General features: G+C 72.4%; 14 protein-coding genes and 2 tRNA genes. 8 read left to right on the plus strand and 8 right to left on the minus strand.

Translation table 11 applies throughout. From position 1 onward, the window contains the following. Nucleotides 1-14: 14 nt before the first annotated feature. A complete protein-coding gene (locus ORI94_RS17255; protein WP_266076258.1) occupies nucleotides 15-872 on the plus strand; it encodes a fumarylacetoacetate hydrolase family protein in 858 nt (285 codons plus the stop codon). A gap of 80 nt (nucleotides 873-952) precedes the next feature. Here ORI94_RS17255 and ORI94_RS17260 read toward each other — a convergent pair whose 3' ends face one another. After that, nucleotides 953-1,459, minus strand: a complete 507-nt coding sequence (locus ORI94_RS17260; RefSeq protein ID WP_266076260.1) for a heme-degrading domain-containing protein — start codon at nucleotides 1,457-1,459, stop codon at nucleotides 953-955. Continuing rightward, nucleotides 1,456-2,535, minus strand: coding sequence for a Gfo/Idh/MocA family oxidoreductase (locus ORI94_RS17265; RefSeq protein WP_266076262.1), 1,080 nt, complete (start codon nucleotides 2,533-2,535; stop codon nucleotides 1,456-1,458). Before ORI94_RS17265 ends, ORI94_RS17260 begins: the two co-directional genes overlap by 4 nt. A 109-nt stretch (nucleotides 2,536-2,644) precedes the next feature. Between ORI94_RS17265 and ORI94_RS17270 the strand changes: the two genes are divergently transcribed. Next, a complete protein-coding gene (locus tag ORI94_RS17270; protein WP_266076507.1) occupies nucleotides 2,645-3,790 on the plus strand; it encodes an ROK family transcriptional regulator in 1,146 nt (381 codons plus the stop codon). A gap of 141 nt (nucleotides 3,791-3,931) precedes the next feature. Next, nucleotides 3,932-4,726, plus strand: coding sequence for a hypothetical protein (locus ORI94_RS17275; protein WP_266076264.1), 795 nt, complete (start codon nucleotides 3,932-3,934; stop codon nucleotides 4,724-4,726). A 7-nt stretch (nucleotides 4,727-4,733) separates the two neighbouring features. Here the strand turns inward: ORI94_RS17275 and ORI94_RS17280 are convergent, their stop codons facing one another. After that, on the minus strand, nucleotides 4,734-5,513 hold the full coding sequence (locus ORI94_RS17280; protein ID WP_266076266.1) for an HAD-IIA family hydrolase: 780 nt from the start codon (nucleotides 5,511-5,513) through the stop codon (nucleotides 4,734-4,736). A 165-nt stretch (nucleotides 5,514-5,678) separates the two neighbouring features. Between ORI94_RS17280 and ORI94_RS17285 the strand changes: the two genes are divergently transcribed. The 3 genes from ORI94_RS17285 (at nucleotide 5,679) to ORI94_RS17295 (ending at nucleotide 8,249) form a co-directional block, all read left to right on the plus strand. Continuing rightward, the gene (locus ORI94_RS17285) at nucleotides 5,679-6,293 is read left to right on the plus strand and encodes a hypothetical protein (protein ID WP_266076268.1); all 615 of its coding nucleotides are present in this window, start codon (nucleotides 5,679-5,681) and stop codon (nucleotides 6,291-6,293) included. A gap of 11 nt (nucleotides 6,294-6,304) precedes the next feature. Then, a complete protein-coding gene (locus ORI94_RS17290) occupies nucleotides 6,305-6,985 on the plus strand; it encodes a class F sortase (protein ID WP_266076270.1) in 681 nt (226 codons plus the stop codon). A gap of 235 nt (nucleotides 6,986-7,220) precedes the next feature. Next, nucleotides 7,221-8,249 (plus strand): glycoside hydrolase family 6 protein, encoded by a 1,029-nt coding sequence (locus tag ORI94_RS17295; RefSeq protein ID WP_266076272.1) that lies wholly within the window; start codon nucleotides 7,221-7,223, stop codon nucleotides 8,247-8,249. Between the two features lie 73 nt (nucleotides 8,250-8,322). On the opposite strand, the gene ORI94_RS17300 is transcribed toward ORI94_RS17295, so the two are convergent. From ORI94_RS17300 to ORI94_RS17310, 3 genes are all read right to left on the minus strand, one after another. Next, nucleotides 8,323-10,263 carry a kelch motif-containing protein gene (locus tag ORI94_RS17300; protein WP_266076274.1) on the minus strand — a complete coding sequence of 647 codons (1,941 nt, stop codon included), beginning with the start codon at nucleotides 10,261-10,263 and terminating at the stop codon, nucleotides 8,323-8,325. Next, nucleotides 10,260-12,377, minus strand: coding sequence for a glycosyltransferase family 2 protein (locus ORI94_RS17305; RefSeq protein ID WP_266076276.1), 2,118 nt, complete (start codon nucleotides 12,375-12,377; stop codon nucleotides 10,260-10,262). Before ORI94_RS17305 ends, ORI94_RS17300 begins: the two co-directional genes overlap by 4 nt. 466 nt (nucleotides 12,378-12,843) lie before the next feature. Beyond that, nucleotides 12,844-12,917: transfer RNA gene (locus tag ORI94_RS17310), tRNA-Lys, on the minus strand. 229 nt (nucleotides 12,918-13,146) lie between these two features. Between ORI94_RS17310 and ORI94_RS17315 the strand changes: the two genes are divergently transcribed. Together ORI94_RS17315 and ORI94_RS17320 are read left to right on the plus strand one after the other, a co-directional pair. Further along, nucleotides 13,147-14,292, plus strand: a complete 1,146-nt coding sequence (locus ORI94_RS17315) for an SPFH domain-containing protein (protein WP_266076277.1) — start codon at nucleotides 13,147-13,149, stop codon at nucleotides 14,290-14,292. Nucleotides 14,293-14,470: 178 nt separating this feature from the next. Beyond that, a complete protein-coding gene (locus tag ORI94_RS17320; protein WP_266076279.1) occupies nucleotides 14,471-15,076 on the plus strand; it encodes a lytic polysaccharide monooxygenase auxiliary activity family 9 protein in 606 nt (201 codons plus the stop codon). Nucleotides 15,077-15,131: 55 nt separating this feature from the next. Here ORI94_RS17320 and ORI94_RS17325 read toward each other — a convergent pair. Next, a tRNA-Lys gene (locus ORI94_RS17325) sits at nucleotides 15,132-15,205 on the minus strand. A 222-nt stretch (nucleotides 15,206-15,427) separates the two neighbouring features. Beyond that, nucleotides 15,428-16,156 (minus strand): ectoine/hydroxyectoine ABC transporter ATP-binding protein EhuA, encoded by a 729-nt coding sequence (ehuA, locus tag ORI94_RS17330; protein WP_266076509.1) that lies wholly within the window; start codon nucleotides 16,154-16,156, stop codon nucleotides 15,428-15,430. Nucleotides 16,157-16,194 lie beyond the last annotated feature (38 nt).

Raw genomic sequence — 16,194 nt, forward strand, 5'->3', positions numbered from 1 at the left:
GGGAGAGACGTCTCATGAAGCTGCTGCGAGTCGGTCCGGCGGGACAGGAGCGGCCCGCGCTGCTCGACGCCGGCGGGACCCTGCGGGACCTGTCGGGTCTCGTCGCCGACATCGACGGGGCGCTGCTCGCCGACGAGGCGGCGCTCGGCCGCGTCCGGGCCGCCGCCGACGCCGGTGAGCTGCCCGCGCTCGACGCGGTGGGGCTGCGCACCGGACCGCCGCTGGCACGGATCGGCAAGATCGTCTGCATCGGGCTGAACTACCACGACCACGCCCGCGAGACGGGGGCCGAGCCGCCCGCCGAGCCGGTGATCTTCTTCAAGGCGGCGGACACCGTCGTCGGGCCGCACGACACCGTGCTCGTGCCGCGCGGGTCCACGAAGACCGACTGGGAGGTCGAGCTGGCGGTCGTGATCGGGCGTACGGCGCGGTACCTCGAGTCGGCGGAGGAGGGACTCGCGCATGTCGCCGGGTACGCCGTCGCGCACGACGTCTCCGAGCGGGAGTTCCAGATCGAGCGGGGCGGCACCTGGGACAAGGGGAAGAACTGCGAGACGTTCAACCCGCTCGGGCCGTGGCTCGTCACCGCCGACGACGTCGCCGATCCGCAGGACCTCGCGCTGCGGCTGTGGGTCAACGGCGAGCTGAAGCAGGACGGGACGACCGCCGAGCAGATCTTCCCGGTGGGCGAGGTCGTCCGCTACGTCAGCCGGTTCATGACGCTGTACCCGGGAGACGTCATCAACACCGGCACGCCGGCGGGGGTGGCGCTGGGGGAGCCGGAGCCGAAGCCGTTCCTGCGGGCCGGGGACGTGGTGGAGCTGGAGATCGACGGGCTGGGCAGGCAGCGTCAGGTGTTCGGCGCCGCGTAGCCGCACAGCCCCACAAGCCGTACAGCCGCACGCTCCCCTCCGGCCCCTGGGCGGGCGGGGAGCGCGGGCCGGCGGACGGGTCAGGCGGCGCCGGCGTCCAGGAAGCGGGTCAGGGCCTCCACCACCATGAGGTGGTCCTGGAGCTGGGGGAGACCGGAGACCGTCACCGCGCCGATCACCCCCGTGCCCTCGAGGACGATCGGGAACGAACCGCCGTGTGCCGCGTACGTGTCCGGGTCGAGGCGCGACGACTCCTCGAACGTCGTCCCCTTGGCCCGGCACCGGGCGCCCACCAGGTACGACGCGCAGCCGTACCGCTCGACGACCCGTCGCTTGCGGGCGATCCAGGCGTCGTTGTCGGGAGTCGAACCGGGCAGCGCCGCGTGGAAGAGCTGCTGGCCGGCGCGGTGGATGTCGATGGCGACGGGGGCCTGCCGCTCCCGGGCCACGCCGACGAGGAGCGAGCCCAGCGCCCAGGCGTCCTCGTGGCCGAACCGGCGGAAGACCAGACGGCGTTCCTGCTCCTCCAGCTCTTCGACGGTGGGGGAGGAGGGGGCGGGGGAGGGGGCCGGTCCGGGCTGCGTCACAGTGTCACCGTCACCTTCTCGTCGGCCGAACGGCGGGCCGCCTCCAGGACGTCCAGCGCCACGGCGGCCTCCTGAGCGGTCACCGGGTTGGGGCCGCCCTCCAGGAGTGCCTTCGCCACGGCAGCGTAGTACGCGGGGTAGTCGCCGGGCAGGGTCGGCTCCACGCGGCCGCCGCCGGTCACCGGGGACTCCCCGGAACCGACGCGGCCCCACAGCTCCTCGGGCTCGACGCCCCACCCGGCACCCGCGTCGGCACCGGGGCGCAGACCGTCGCGGAGGGCGGCCTCCTGGGGGTCGAGACCGTGCTTGACGTAGCCCGCCCCGGAGCCCAGGACGCGGAAACGCGGGCCGAGCTGGGCCGTGGTCGCGGAGACGTAGAGGTGCGAGCGGACGCCGTTCGCATGCGTGAGCGCGAGGAACGTGTCGTCGTCCGCCTGCGCGCCGTCGCGGCGGACGTCCGTCTCGGCGTACACGGAGGTCACCGGTCCGAAGAGGACCAGCGCCTGGTCGACGACGTGGCTGCCGAGGTCGTAGAGCAGACCTCCGATGTCTGTGGGGTCGCCGGACTCCCGCCAGCCGCCCTTGGGCTTCGGCCGCCAGCGCTCGAAGCGGGACTCGAACCGGTACACGTCACCCAGCGCGCCCTCGGACAGCAGCTTGCGCAGGGTGAGGAAGTCGTTGTCCCAGCGGCGGTTCTGGAAGACGGAGAGGAGCAGGCCGCGCTCCTCGGCGAGCGCGGCCAGCTCGCGGGCCTCGGCGGCCGTACCGGCCACGGGCTTGTCGACGACGACCGGCAGGCCGGCCTCCAGGGCGGCGGTGGCGAGCGGCACGTGCGTCCTGTTCGGCGACGCGACGACGATCAGGTCCAGCTCGCCGGCGCGCTCGAAGAGTTCGTCCGGGGTGGCCGCGGCACGGACGTCCGGGAACTCGGCGCGGGCCTGCCGCTGCCGCTCGGGGTTCGAGGTGACCACCGTGTCGAGGGCGAGGCCCTCGGTCGCGGCGATCAGCGGGGCGTGGAACACGGAGCCCGCGAGGCCGTAGCCGACGAGGCCGACGCGAAGGGGAGTACCAGTCATGGTCCTACTTTCGCAACGCTGTTGCGAAAGTGCAAGCACGGGAGAGAATGGGCGGGTGAACAGGACGAACGGCGGACCGGACGGCAGGGGCGGAGCGGGCGGTGCGGGCATGACGGGCGGCGGGGTCAACCTGCTCGGCCTGCGCAGCCACAACACCGCGCTCGTGCTCGACCTGCTGCGGACCGCGGGGACGGAGGGCATCAGCCGCCTCGAACTCGCCGAGCGGACCGGACTCACCCCGCAGGCGGTCAGCAAGATCACGGCCCGGCTGCGGGCGGACGGCCTCGCGGCGGACGCGGGACGCCGGGCCTCCACCGGGGGCAAGCCCCGGACGGTGCTGCGCCTGGTGCCGGAGGCCGGACACGCGGTGGGCGTGCACCTGGACCGGGACGAACTGCGGGCCGTCCTCGTCGACCTCGACGGGACGGTCGTGGGGGAGCGGAACACCCCCCTGGACCTGGGCGCGGGCGCGGAGGCGGTACTGACCCGGGTGGCCGGGGCCGTCGAGGAACTGCGGGACGGCCGGGCCGTGCGCGGACGCCGCGGTCTCTCCCTCCTCGGTGCCGGGGTCGCGCTGCCCGGACCGCTGGACCACGCCCGGGGCGTGCTGCACCGGGTGACCGGCTTCCCCGAGTGGGACGGGTATCCGCTGCGGGACGCGCTGTCGAAGCGGCTGGGGGTGCCGGTCGTCGTCGACAAGGACACCAACGCGGCGGCGCTCGGCCTGGCCGTCGGCGGCGAGGGCGGCTCCTTCGCCTATCTGCACCTCGGTACGGGGCTCGGGGCGGGACTGGTGATCGGCGGCAGCGTGCACCGGGGGCCGCGGACCGGGGCGGGGGAGTTCGGCCACCAGGTCCTCCAGCTCGACGGGCCGCCCTGCGGCTGCGGTGACCGGGGCTGCATCGAGGCCCTGTGCCTGGGCGCGGTGGCCAGGGGCGACACGGACGAGGCCGCACGGGTCCTGGGCGCCGGCGCGGCGAACCTGGTCGGCCTGCTGGACATCGACCGCGTCCTGCTCGGCGGCCGGATCGTCGAGGCGGCCCCGGAGACCTTCGTGCGGGGCGTGCGCGAGGTCCTGGAGGCCCGCGCCCGGCGCACCGGGGACACCCCCGTCCCGGTACGGACCGCCTCGGGCGCCGGGCACGAGGGCGGGCACGGCGGCAACCGGACAGGGCGCCGGGGGAGCGGGCAGCGGGTCGCCGAGGGGGCCGCCCAGTGCGTCCTGGCCCCGGTGTTCGGACGGGGTGGCGGGTAGGGACGGGGCGGCGGGTAGGGACGGGGCGACGGGCAGGGACGGCCGGCGGGCTCCGCCGAGCGGGGGGAACCGTGCCGCCGTGCGGGGGTGTTCGGAGGCGTTGCCGTGGTGTCCGCCGGGCGAACGGCAAGGCCACAGGGCATGCGATTCTGCACGCCCGCGTCCCTGTTCCTGGCGGTGGTGGCCGTGGTCCTTCCCGGCGCGGCCCCGGCCCACGCGGAAGCACCGCCGCCCGCCTGCGCCACCGCGGGCGAGCCCGACTTCCCGCTGACCACCCGCATCCACGGCGGCCCCGACTCCTACCGGGCCGGTGGCGGCTTCGGCACCTGGTACCTCGAGCTCACCAACACCACCGGCCGTTCCTGCGCCGGCATCCACCCGGTCGTCGTGCTCGTCGACGACGACCGGGTGCTGCGGGCCTCGCAGCCGGTGCTGGAGTTCTACACGCAGGACCGGGAACTGCCGCACACCGTCCGCTTCGAGACCACCGACGAGGACGAACTCGTCGGTGCCCTCGCCGACGACGCCGCCGGCTTCGAGGGGTTCACCGTCGGGGCCGGCCGGACGCTCACCGTGAAGCTGCGGCTCGCCCTCACGTCCGACGCCGTGGCGGGGGAGGTCGTCGCCACGGCCGCCGTCGTCCAGCGGCGCGAGGACGACGGCGACTGGGTCGGACAGTCGGACGAGTACCGCTTCCGCATCGGGACGGGCGCCGGGACGGAGCCCGCGCCAAAAGCCGACGATCCGGGCCCCGGCGCCGACCCCGGCCCCGACGGCGCGGACCCTGCCTCTGCCGCCCCCCGTGACGGTGGCCCCCCGACCGCCCGCGAACTCTCCGGCACCGGGCTCGGAGGGCTGGACACGGCCCTGGCGGCTGCCGCGCTGCTGCTGGCCGCCGGGGGCGTGGCCGTACTGCTGGGGCGACGGCGCCGCTGACGCCGTCTCAGACGAGGTCCACCAGGTCCGCGATCGAATCCACGATCCTGGTCGGCCGGTAGGGGTACTGGTCGATGTCGTCCTTCGCCGTGAGGCCCGTGAGGACGAGGAAGGTCTCCATCCCGGCTTCGAGCCCGGCCAGCACGTCCGTGTCCATCCGGTCGCCGATCATGGCGCTGGTCTCGGAGTGCGCTCCGATGACGTTGAGGCCGGTGCGCATCATCAGAGGGTTCGGCTTGCCGACGAAGTACGGCTCCTTCCCGGTGGCTTTCGTGATCAGCGCGGCCACGGAACCCGTCGCGGGCAACGCGCCCTGGGGGGACGGTCCGGTGCTGTCCGGGTTGGTGGCGATGAACCGGGCCCCGTTGTCGATCAGACGGATGGCCTTCGTCAGGGCCTCGAACGAGTACGTACGCGTCTCGCCCAGGATCACGAAATCGGGATCGGCGTCGGTCATGATGTAGCCCGCGTCGTGCAGGGCCGTCGTCAGGCCGGCCTCGCCGATGACGTAGGCCGTACCGCCGGGGTGCTGGGTGTCCAGGAACGTCGCCGTGGCCAGGGCGGAGGTCCAGATGTTCTCGACCGGCACGTCGAGCCCGATCCGGTTCAGGCGGGCGTGCAGGTCCCGGGCCGTGTAGATCGAGTTGTTGGTGAGGACGAGGAACGGCCGCCCCGAGTCGCGCAGCTTCCTGATGAAGGCGTCCGCGCCGGGGACCGGCACCCCTTCGTGCATCAGCACCCCGTCCATGTCGGTGAGCCACGATTCGATGGGCTTGCGCTCTGTCATGGAGGGGGACTCCTACCGTTCGTGTACCGCTCGTGGGCCGTGGGGATGACCTCATGCTATGCACAGTGGCCCACCTCCGATGTCACCCGTACGGAGCAGGTGCCGCGCCCCCGGCGTGCGGTGCCCCGCCCGGCGGGGGAGGCTCCCGGTATCTGGAGGTCCACGATGGGTTCACTGCGAGTCGCTCTCTGTGCCGGAGTCCTGGCCGTCGCCGCGCTCACCCCGACCGCGTACGCGGTGGACGGCGACACGGGTGTCTCGGTGAGGCCGGCCGCCCCCGCCCCCGGCACCGACGTCACCCTCGAGGTGGCGGAGTGTGCCGAGCGGACGGCGGTCGCCGTGTCCTCGGCGTTCGTCTCCGAGGTCCGGCTCACCGTCGCCGACGGCGTACTCGTCGGCGAGAGCCGGGTCCGCTCCACGCTCACCGCCGGGACGTACCCGGTGCTGGTCAACTGCGGCGAGCGGGCCCGCCAGGGCACGATCACGGTCGCCCCCGCCCGCGACCGGCCCACCGAGCAGGCCGAAGCGGCCGAAGCAGCCGAAGCGAGCGAGCCGGCCGGACCGTCGAAGCCGGGGGCCGGCGAGCCGGCCGCGCCCGCTTCGCCCGTCGCCCCCGTCGACGCGGGCGGGGGCGGCACCGCCCCGCTGGCCGCCGCCGGCGCCGGCCAGGACGGGCCGGGCGTCGCGCAGACGCTGACCGGACTGCTCCTCGCGGCAGCCGCGGCGGGAGCCGCCGTACGCGGCCGCGTACGCCGGAACCGTGGAACGACGACCGGCTGAGGCGGCCGACGGTGTCCGATCACGACGAGGTGCGCCCGGCGCCGCAGGTACGCCCCGGGCGGCTGCTCACCGGTGTGGTCTGGGCGGTGCTGCTGCTCGTGCTCTGGCTGTGCGGCCGGGAGGCGACCGGCCTGCACCCCGGCGGGGCCGGACCCTCCACCGGTGACATGGCGGCCGCCGGCCGGCCGCCCCAGGTGGACCTTCCGCCCGAGCACCGACCGCTGGGCGAGGCGCAGCCGCGGCGCCTCGACATCCCCGGCCTGGACGTCCGGGCGCCGGTGGTCTCCCGCGGCCTGGACGAGCGGGGTGCCCTCGATCCGCCGCCGTTCGACCGACCGGACGCGGTCGGCTGGTACGCGGGCGGGGTGACGCCCGGGGCGCCCGGTACCGCGCTGGTCGTGGGGCACGTCGACACCGAGACCCGGCCCGCCGTGTTCTACAAGGTGAGCACCCTGCGGCCCGGCCAGAAGATCCGGGTGGTCCGCGAGGACGCCGGGGTCGCCGAGTTCACGGTCGAGGACATCCAGGTCATCGACCGGGACGGGTTCGACGCCCGGCAGGCCTACGGGCCCCGCCGCTCGGGCCGGGCCGAACTGCGCATCGTCACCTGCGGCGGCACCTTCGACACGGCACGCGAGCGCTACACGGCCAACGTGGTCGTCTACGCCTACCTGACCGGTACGACGGCCTGAACGCCCCTGCTCACCCGGCCCGGGCCCGGCCCGGGCCCGGCCCGGAGGGTGGCCGAGGCCGAGCCTCCCGCCGGTCGCGTTCGGTGATCGTCCCAGGTGGCCCACCACGGTACGACGGCGGTAACAGCTCGCGGGCAAGAACGGCTCGGCTCCGTGACCGCCGCGGGGCGTATGCCAGGATTGGGACCCGGAGCACCTCGGAACACACGGAACAAGTGCACCCAAGGGGGGTTGGATGTACGGCAGCAAGGGGGTCGGGGCGTTCGCCGGGAGGCGGGCGTCCGCAGCGGTACTGGGGGCGGCGCTGCTGATGACAGCGTGTTCCTCCGGCGACGGCGGCGGCCCGGACGGGGCGGCGGGCGCGGAGATCACGCAGCAGCCCAAGGGTGCCAACCCCTTCTGGGTCAACCCGGAGGGGACCGCCGCGCGGCAGATGGCCGGTCTGGAGAAGGACGGGAAGAAGGCGGAGGCCGAGCGGATCCGCAGGATAGCGGAGCAGCCCGTCGCCGAGTGGATCAGCCCGGAGAACCCGGAGGAGCAGGCCCGCGGGTTCACCGAGGCCGCCGACAAGGCGGGGCGCACCGCGCTGCTCGTCCTCTACAACATCCCGCACCGCGACTGCGGCCAGTACTCGCAGGGCGGTGCCGCCGACGGCGACGCCTACCGCGCCTTCGTCGACGGGGTGGCCAAGGGCATCGGGGACCGGGCGGCGACCGTGATCCTGGAGCCCGACGCGGTGCTCCACCTGGTCGACGGCTGCACGCCGGAGCAGTTCCACGAGGAGCGCTACGACGTCCTCAGCGGTGCGGTCGCCAAGCTCAAGAGCCTGAAGAACACCACGGTGTACCTGGACGCGGGCAACGCCGGCTGGGGCAACCCCGACCAGATCCACGAGCCGCTCACGTGGGCCGGTGTCGACCAGGCCGACGGCTTCTCGGTGAACGTCTCCAACTACTACTCCACCGAGGACTCCATCGCCTACGGCAAGCAGCTCTCCGCCAAGGTCGGCGACAAGCCCTTCGTCATCGACACCAGCCGCAACGGCAACGGCCCGTACACCGGGGGCGACGCGGACGAGCGCTGGTGCAACCCGCCCGGCCGCGCCCTCGGCGAGACGCCGACGACCAGGACGGCGGACCCGCTGGTGGACGCGTACCTGTGGGTGAAGCGGCCCGGCGAGTCGGACGGCGAGTGCAAGGGCGGCCCGAAGGCCGGCGAGTGGTGGGAGGAGTACGCGCTGGACCTCGCCGGGGCCGGCGACTGAGGCTGCCCCACCCACCCACCCGCCCGCCGCGCACCCGCCTCTCGGCGCGTGCGGGCGGCGGACCGGCCGGCCGTTAGGGCACCCGCACCCACTGCGCCCTGCTCGGTGTCCCGTCCGCGGCGGTGGCGAACAGCATGTACCAGCCCGCCTGGACCAGGTTCCGGCTCTCGGGCACGGTCACCGTCAGCCGGTCGCCGTCGGCCTCGAAGTCCAGGGCGACGGAGCGCTGGTCCACGTCGGTGACGTGGGTCGAGGCGCTCGGCCGGATCAGCCGGACCTTCCTGATCGACGCGGCGTCCTTCGAGGTGAAGGTGCCGGACTCGCCGTGCGCGATGGTCTGCGGGCCGCCCGACAGGTCGGGCTGCTCGTTCTCGCCGTAGAGATACGGCGGCGTGTAGATCTCGATGCGCTGCTCGAACGTGCCCGGCCTGGTGTTGGCCTTGTCGCCGTAGAGGGAGTCCGAGCCGAAGAACATCACGCGGCCGTCGGGCAGCAGGATCGAGCCGGAGTGGTAGTTGCGGCCCACCAGCGGGTCGGCGACGCGCCTGAGCTCGTTCTTCGCCGTGTCGTACATCCGCGCCTCGAGGATGTCGGAGTCGCTGCGCCCGCGGTAGTCCTCCGAGCCGCCCGAGATCAGCACGCTGTCGTCGGGCAGGACCGAGGCCTGCGGGTAGCGGGTGCCCCTGTCCATGGAGGGGCCGTCCTCGAAGCGCGGGCTGTCGGCCTTGAGGTCGACGATCCGGGTCTTCTCACTGGACAGCCGGGACTCGCCGACCCCGCCGCCGCCGATCACCATGTACTTCTCGTCCTGCGCCGGGGGCAGCAGCACGGTGTTCGCCGTCTCCAGCATGTCGGCGTCGCTCAGGCCGGGGACCTTGGTGAACTTGTTGGTCTCCACGTCCCAGACGCCCGGGTCGCGGCCCACGTCGTCGGGGCCGTAGCCGGCGTTCGCGCCCGAGTAGAAGATCTTGCCGTTCTGCATGAGGAACAGCGCCGGGTAGGTCGGGAACTGGCGGACCTCCTCGGTGTAGGTCCACTCCTTGGTCTTCGGGTCGTAGACCTCGTTCTTGCCCGGGACGAGCTGGCCGATGTCGTCGAGGCCGGAGACGCTGAGGATCTTCCCGTCGCTCAGGGTGGTGAGCGTCGGGTACCAGCGGGCCTCCTTCATCGGGTCGACCTTGATGTACTTCTCCGCCACCGGGTCGAACTCGAAGGCGTCCCGGATGCCCTGGAAGTCCTTCTTGTCCAGGGCGAGCTTCTCGGCGATGCCGTACGTGTTCTTGGCGTCCTCGCCGGTCAGGCCCGCCACCCTGTAGTTGTCCTGGGTGCCGGTCTCGTACCTGGCGCCTTCCTTCTGCGCCTCGACGTAGATCCGGCCGACGCCCGGGGTGGTGCCCAGGAACTCGCCGGTCACCGGGTCGAAGTCCTTCTCCGCGCGGGGGACGAGCACCGGGTCCTTCGAGACGAAGGTCTTGCCGTTCTCCTTGCCGGTGAACCTGGTTCCCGCGGGCAGGGTGACCGGCTTGTCCGGGTTCTCGTTGTTGACGATCATCAGGCCGCCGGCCTTCTTCACGTCACCCTTGAGCTTCTCGTACCGCTTGGTGCCGCCGGCGATCAGGAGATTGCCGTTGGCGAGCTGGGTGTGGCCGGTGCAGAACAGGTCGGTCGGCGTCGGCACCTTCTTGACGGTGCCCTTGACCGGGTCCCAGACGCGGGTGTCGTACCGCTTGGCGTCGAAGTTGTCCTGGTTGTTGCCGGAGCCCGCGACGAGCAGCACCTTGCCGGTGCGCAGCAGCGCCGCGTGAATGGTGTTCTGGCGGTACTCCTCCGGGAACTCGACGATCTCCCAGCGGCCGTTCTGCGCCTTGTACTCCGGCTGATTGATCTCGTACTGGTGGTATTTCTCGGACCCCTCGCGGTACAGCCACGGCCCGTTCATGCCGGCCAGCGCGAGCACCACCGCCGTGCCTATCGCGATCCGACGGGCGCGACGGCGGCCTGCACGGTCGTTCATTCCTTACGTCCCCCAAGTCCACCCAGGGCGATCTGCATCGTCTGGTCGTTGCCGGAGCCGTTCCCGGCACCTGTCGCTCCACCCGGTCCACCCGGGCCTTCTGGTCCCGCGGAGGCCTCCGGCTCTCCCGGCCCCGCCGGTCCGCCGTGGGAGGCGGCCCAGCCGGGCCGGTCCGGCCGGCCGTGCGCGGCGTGCTGCTGCTGGACGCGCGGGAGTACCTGCAGCTGCTGTGTCGCCGGTTCGTGGGCGAAGTCCTTCGGCGGGTCCGCCGCCGGCCGGTCGTCCGGGTGCCGGCCCGCCGCATGGGCGCCGGGCGGCCTCTTCCTGTCCTGGCGCATGCCGTGCCGCCAGGCGAACATGGGCGCGGCCGTGATCAGCAGGGCGAACGTCGCCCAGATGACCATCGCCGGGTGCGAGTGTCCGTAGACGAAGCCGGCGGCGAGGGAGCCACCGAAGATCAGGATGAAGTACCAGTGGTACCGGAAGGTGCCGAACCAGGTGTCCGGGCTGGCCGAGTCGCCCTTGGGCGTGACGACGAACTTGCTCTTGCGGCGCAGGACGGAGTCGATCAGCGCCTTCGCGTAGAGCGGCGCCGACAGCGCGGACATGACCATACCGGCCACACCGCCGGAGCCCTCCGGCTCGTGCGGGGAGACGTTGTGGCGGCGGTTCCAGATGTAGAGGCCGATCTGGAGCGCGGAGGCGTTGCCGTAGAGCATCAGCCAGACCGCGGGGTCGATGTTCACACCCGAGGCGCCCAGGCCCAGGAACAGGGCACAGCTCAGTGCCGCCAGGATCCAGTTGAGGGCCGACATCGGGTAGAAGATGATCATCATGGTGTAGTTGAAGAGCTTGCTCGGCGGCAGCGAGTACCAGCCCTTCCAGTACTGCTTGAGGATCGTCTCGTACGTCCCCCGGGACCAGCGCATCTGCTGGGTGAAGAAGTCCGTCCAGGCGTTGGGGCCCTCGCCGACCGCGAGCACGTCCGGGGTGTAGACCGAGCGCCACTTCCTGCCCGTCGCCGGGTTCTTGGCGCGGTGCATCTCGAAGCCGGTCGCCATGTCCTCGGTGATCGAGTCGTACAGACCGCCGATCTGCTGGAGCGCCTTGATGCGCACGGCGTTGGACGTGCCGACGAACATGGGGGAGCCGTAGCGGTTGCCGGCCCGCTGGATGAGCGCGTGGAAGAGGAACTGCTGCGACTCGGCGGCCTTGGTGACGAAGTTGTCGTAGTTCCCGTAGACCTGAGGGCCGATGACGAAGCCGACGTTCGGGTCGCGGAAGAAGCCGAGCATCCGCTCCAGGTAGTTCGGCAGCGGGATGTGGTCGGTGTCCACCGAGGCGAAGAACTCGTAGTCGTCGCCGTGCGCGTCGAGCCAGGCGTTGTAGTTGCCGTGCTTGGTCTTGGCGCGGTGCGGGCCCTTGGGCTGGTTCCACTTCGCGACGCCCTTGCGGGAGAAGTGGCGCACACCGAGGCGCGCGCAGACCTCCTTCACCTCGGGGTCGTCGCCCTCGTCGAGCAGCCAGACGTGCATGGTGCCCCGGTGGCGGATCCTGACGGCCGCCTCCAGGGTCTTCGTCACCATCTCCAGCGGCTCCTTGCCGGGCACGAAGGAGGTGAGGAAGGCGACCCGGGTGCCGGTCTCGGGCACCACGGGGACCGGGTCACGGGCGACCAGCGTGGCGTGCGCGTTGGACAGCACGTTCATGCAGCGGAAGAGCTCGATCAGACCGATCGAGACGAGCATCACGACGTCGAGGGCGGGCAGCCAGTCGAACGCCGGGTAGTCGCGCTCCGTCCAGTGCGCGGGCTGGAGCAGCCACACCAGCAGCACCACCGACAGCAGCGGGGCCGCGGCCAGCATCAGCGCGATGCGGATGCGGTGCGGCTCCTGCGAGATCAGCGAGCGGTACTGCACCTGGTACGGCTTGCCCGGATCGGGCTGGGTGAGGGGGCCCGAGAGCCGGCTGTAGTGCTCGTAGTCGTACTTCGGCAGCGTCTTCTTGATCCGACGGAAAGCGCCCGTGTTTCCGGTCCGGTGCGCAGGCACTCTGAGCTGGGTGGTCTGGGACGGGTCGTCGTCCCTCTGGGCGCCCGACGGCGTCGACGTCATGAGTGTCATCCCCCCACACGCGGTCCAGCCGCGTGTTTCGTCGCTTTCTTCCGCCCGCTTCCGGTCCCCCTCGACCTTCACGGACGTGTCAGTGGTGGACCGCTGTCACCACGTCACCCACACCATATAGACACGGCACAGCGCTCCATCCGGTTGCACGGCGCACCCCGTCGGCATGGTCCGGGGAACGGGTTCCCCTGCCCCGCACCGTCCGCAACCGGTCCCCGGTCCCCAACGGCCGCGGACCCGCGGCGTCGTGAAGGGACCAGGCTGTACAGGTTTCACCATGATCGCAAGGTGTGACATCCGGTGCTCACCGGTCATACGATCCCATTGTGACCGCTGGGAGGGTCGCGTGGGGCCCATGTTCCATACGGGCGGCGAAGGAGAACCGTTCAGTGGGAACGAGAGGATTTCCGGCCAAAAAGCGACGGGCCCCTCGGTCGCGAGGGGCCCGTCCTGTCGGTGCGCCGCCAGGGACTCGAACCCCGGACCCGCTGATTAAGAGTCAGCTGCTCTAACCAACTGAGCTAGCGGCGCTCACTGACGAGGAAACTCTACCGGACCCCGCGGGGTGCTCCCGACCGCCGCCCGGAGCGCGCTCCCGGATTCCGCCCGCCGCCGTCGCCCGCGCCGGCGCGCTTGCGTCCTTCGGACCGTCAGGGTGCAGGCCCTGTGGACAGTTGAGAAGCTGACATTTGTGTGCAAATGTGAGGTATCCCACAGGGGGTGTGATCGAGCAGGTGGCCGGAACTGTGAGGGGATTCGCATGGACCGCACGGAGTCTCCGGTGTTCGAGGGGGCCGACCCCGCGAGCGAGCGCTCGGCGGCGGGGCGGCCCGCGCGGGTGATCCGCACCGAGGGCACCACCGAGATCCCCGTCCATCTGCTCTTCCGGGACGGCCCCGACCCGGCGCCGGGCCGGCTGCGGTCCGCGGTCGTCGGGCGCCGCCAGGGCACGGGGGAGCAGCCGCGACTGCGGCGTCCGGCCGCCGCGCCGGCCCGGCCGTCCGTACCACGGGTCGACCCCGAGCTGGTGGAGCGGCCCGCCCGGGTGCTGCCCGGGGGTGCGGGAGCGCTGGCCGGGGCGTGCGGGGTGGCCGGGTGCGTGGCCACCTCGTGGTGGGCGGGCGTCCTGCCGTCGTCGGCGGCCGCCGCGCTCGGGCTTCCGGCGCACGCGGGAGCCGCGGGGGCCGCCGGACTCGGGCCCGCGCAGTGGGCGGCGTACGCGGCGGCCGGGGCGCTCGGCCTGTTCGGGTTCGGCGGGCTGGCGCGCGGCCGGACCGGGCGGGCCTGGGTGCTCGGCCTGTTCGGCCGCTACCGCGGAACCGTCCGGCGCACCGGCCTGCTGTGGGTGAACCCGCTGCTGCTGCGCCGCCGGGTCGACGTACGGCTGCGGCACTGGCGCAGCGAACCGATGCAGGCGGCCGACCGCGGCGGGGTGGCGCTGCGGGTGGTCGTCCTGGTCGTGTGGCGGGTGCGGGACACCGTGCGGGCCACGCTGGGCGTCGAGGACCACGAGGCGTACGTGCGGGAGTGCGTCGAGGCGGCGCTGCACCGGGTCCCGGTGGAGGCGCCGGGCGGAACGGACGGGGCGGCGGACGCGGCGCAGGACGCGCTGACCCGGCTGGTCGCGGCGGACGCCGGACCGGTGGGGATCGAGGTGTTCGCGGTGCGGCCGGTCCGGGTGGAGTACGCACCCGAGGTGGCCGCCGCGATGCACCGGCGCCGGATCGCCGCGCTGGACGCCCGGCACCGGGCGAGCATGCTCACTTCGGTCGTGGACTCGGTGGAGGACACGGTGACCCGGCTGACCCTGCGGGGCCTGGTGGAGCTGGACGACCACGAGCGCAAGGCGCTGGTGAAGGACCTGACGGTGGCGTTCTGCGCGGGGCGGGGGGAGGCGGGGCCGTAGGGCCGGACGCGCGGACCGGGCCGGCCCGGGGAGCGGGGCGAGCCGGGTGGGGAAAGCGTCGAATGGGTTGCGTTATTGGTATGGACATGCTCAATCGGTGGTCATACTCTGAGACTTGGTCTAGACCTACCTGTACCGGCTCACTGAAACTCCCCCCACGTTCTCCAGGAGCGGCAGCATGCGCACACAGACCAAGCTGTACGCGGCCGCGGTGGGACTGGCCACGACCGGAGCGCTCGTGCTCTCCTCCGGCGGTGCCAGCGGCCACGGCTACACCGACCTGCCCGTCAGCAGGCAGAAGCTCTGCCAGAGCGGCGGCGTGACCAACTGCGGCGCCATCCAGTGGGAGCCGCAGAGCGTCGAGGGGCCGAAGGGCTTCCCCGGCTCGGGCCCCGCCGACGGCCGGCTCTGCTCGGCCGGCAACACGCCGTTCGCCCAGCTCGACGGCCCGAGGACGCCCTCGGGCGGCACCTGGCCGGCGACCAGGGTCTCGGGCGGACAGAACTACACCTTCCGGTGGCAGTTCACGGCCATGCACGCCACCAGCGACTTCTCGTACTACATCACCAGGCCGGGCTGGAACCAGAACCACAACCTGGCCCGCTCCGACCTCAACCTCACCCCGTTCCTGAAGGTGCCCTACAACGGGCAGCGCCCGCCGCAGACGCTCTCGCACAGCGGCACGCTCCCGTCCGGGCTGAGCGGGCGCCACGTCATCCTCGCGGTGTGGTCGGTCGCCGACACCGGCAACGCGTTCTACGCCTGCTCGGACGTCACCTTCTGAGACCGCTTCCGGGCACGTCAAAGGGCCTCTCGCTCTCACGAGAGGCCCTTCGGTGTGCGCCGCCAGGGACTCGAACCCCGGACCCGCTGATTAAGAGTCAGCTGCTCTAACCAACTGAGCTAGCGGCGCATGACTCCCGCCGTCCGCTTCCGCGGCCGGCGACGCGGAAAATACTACCCGCTCGTGAGGGGTGCTTCCGACCGCGCCGGGGCGGCGCCCCCGCGGGGGCCCCCCGGCGGCGGGGGGGACCGGCGGGCCCCCGGGGGGCCCGTGCGGGGTGCTACCGCCCCGGCCGGGCGGGCGCCCAGAGGGCGCCGGCCCGGCGCGGTCGGCAAGGGGATGCCCCCGTGGTCACAGGACCGCGCTGAGGAACTCCCGGGTCCGGTCGTGCTCGGGCTCGCTGAAGAGCTTCTCCGGCGGGGCCGACTCGATGATCCGGCCCTGGTCGAACATCAGGACGCGGTCGGAGATGTCCCGGGCGAAGTTCATCTCGTGGGTGACGCAGAGCATCGTGATGTCGGTGGAGCGGGCGATGTCCCGCAGCACGTCCAGGACACCCGCGACCAGCTCCGGGTCGAGCGCCGAGGTCACCTCGTCGAGGAGCAGCACCTGCGGCCGCATCGCCAGCGCCCGCGCGATCGCCACCCGCTGCTGCTGACCGCCGGACAGCTGCGAGGGGTGCTTGTCGACGTGTTCGGTCAGCCCGACCATCTCGAGCAGCTCCCGCGCCCGCTCCTCGGCCTCGTCCTTGGACATGCCGAGCACGGTCACCGGCGCCTCGGTGATGTTGCGCAGCACGGTCATGTTCGGGAACAGGTTGAAGTGCTGGAAGACCATGCCGATCTTCTTGCGGATCTCGCGGACCTGCTTCTCCGGCGCGGGGAACAGCTGCTCCCCGTCGACGGTGATCGTGCCCTCCTCGGGCTTCAGCAGCGTCATCAGCAGCCGCAGGATCGTCGTCTTGCCCGATCCGGACGGCCCGATCAGGGTCACGTGCTTGCCGGCGTCCACGGAGAAGTCGAGGTGGTCGAGGACCGTGTTGTTCCCGAACCGCTTGGTGACCTTCTCCAGCCGGATCAGCTCACTGCCGGCACCCGCCGCGGCACGCGTGGTGCCGA

It is taken from the genome of Streptomyces sp. NEAU-W12, assembly GCF_026242095.1.
Taxonomy (GTDB): domain Bacteria; phylum Actinomycetota; class Actinomycetes; order Streptomycetales; family Streptomycetaceae; genus Streptomyces.

Bases quoted from the DNA above. Each gene is read 5' to 3' on its own strand.
- ORI94_RS17255 (WP_266076258.1), top strand. From the start codon at position 15: ATGAAGCTGCTGCGAGTCGGTCCGGCGGGACAGGAGCGGCCCGCGCTG.
- ORI94_RS17265 (WP_266076262.1), bottom strand. From the start codon at position 2,535: ATGACTGGTACTCCCCTTCGCGTCGGCCTCGTCGGCTACGGCCTCGCG.
- ORI94_RS17270 (WP_266076507.1), top strand. From the start codon at position 2,645: ATGACGGGCGGCGGGGTCAACCTGCTCGGCCTGCGCAGCCACAACACC.
- ORI94_RS17275 (WP_266076264.1), top strand. From the start codon at position 3,932: ATGCGATTCTGCACGCCCGCGTCCCTGTTCCTGGCGGTGGTGGCCGTG.
- ORI94_RS17280 (WP_266076266.1), bottom strand. From the start codon at position 5,513: ATGACAGAGCGCAAGCCCATCGAATCGTGGCTCACCGACATGGACGGG.
- ORI94_RS17285 (WP_266076268.1), top strand. From the start codon at position 5,679: ATGGGTTCACTGCGAGTCGCTCTCTGTGCCGGAGTCCTGGCCGTCGCC.
- ORI94_RS17295 (WP_266076272.1), top strand. From the start codon at position 7,221: ATGTACGGCAGCAAGGGGGTCGGGGCGTTCGCCGGGAGGCGGGCGTCC.
- ORI94_RS17300 (WP_266076274.1), bottom strand. From the start codon at position 10,263: ATGAACGACCGTGCAGGCCGCCGTCGCGCCCGTCGGATCGCGATAGGC.
- ORI94_RS17305 (WP_266076276.1), bottom strand. From the start codon at position 12,377: ATGACGTCGACGCCGTCGGGCGCCCAGAGGGACGACGACCCGTCCCAG.
- ORI94_RS17315 (WP_266076277.1), top strand. From the start codon at position 13,147: ATGGACCGCACGGAGTCTCCGGTGTTCGAGGGGGCCGACCCCGCGAGC.
- ORI94_RS17320 (WP_266076279.1), top strand. From the start codon at position 14,471: ATGCGCACACAGACCAAGCTGTACGCGGCCGCGGTGGGACTGGCCACG.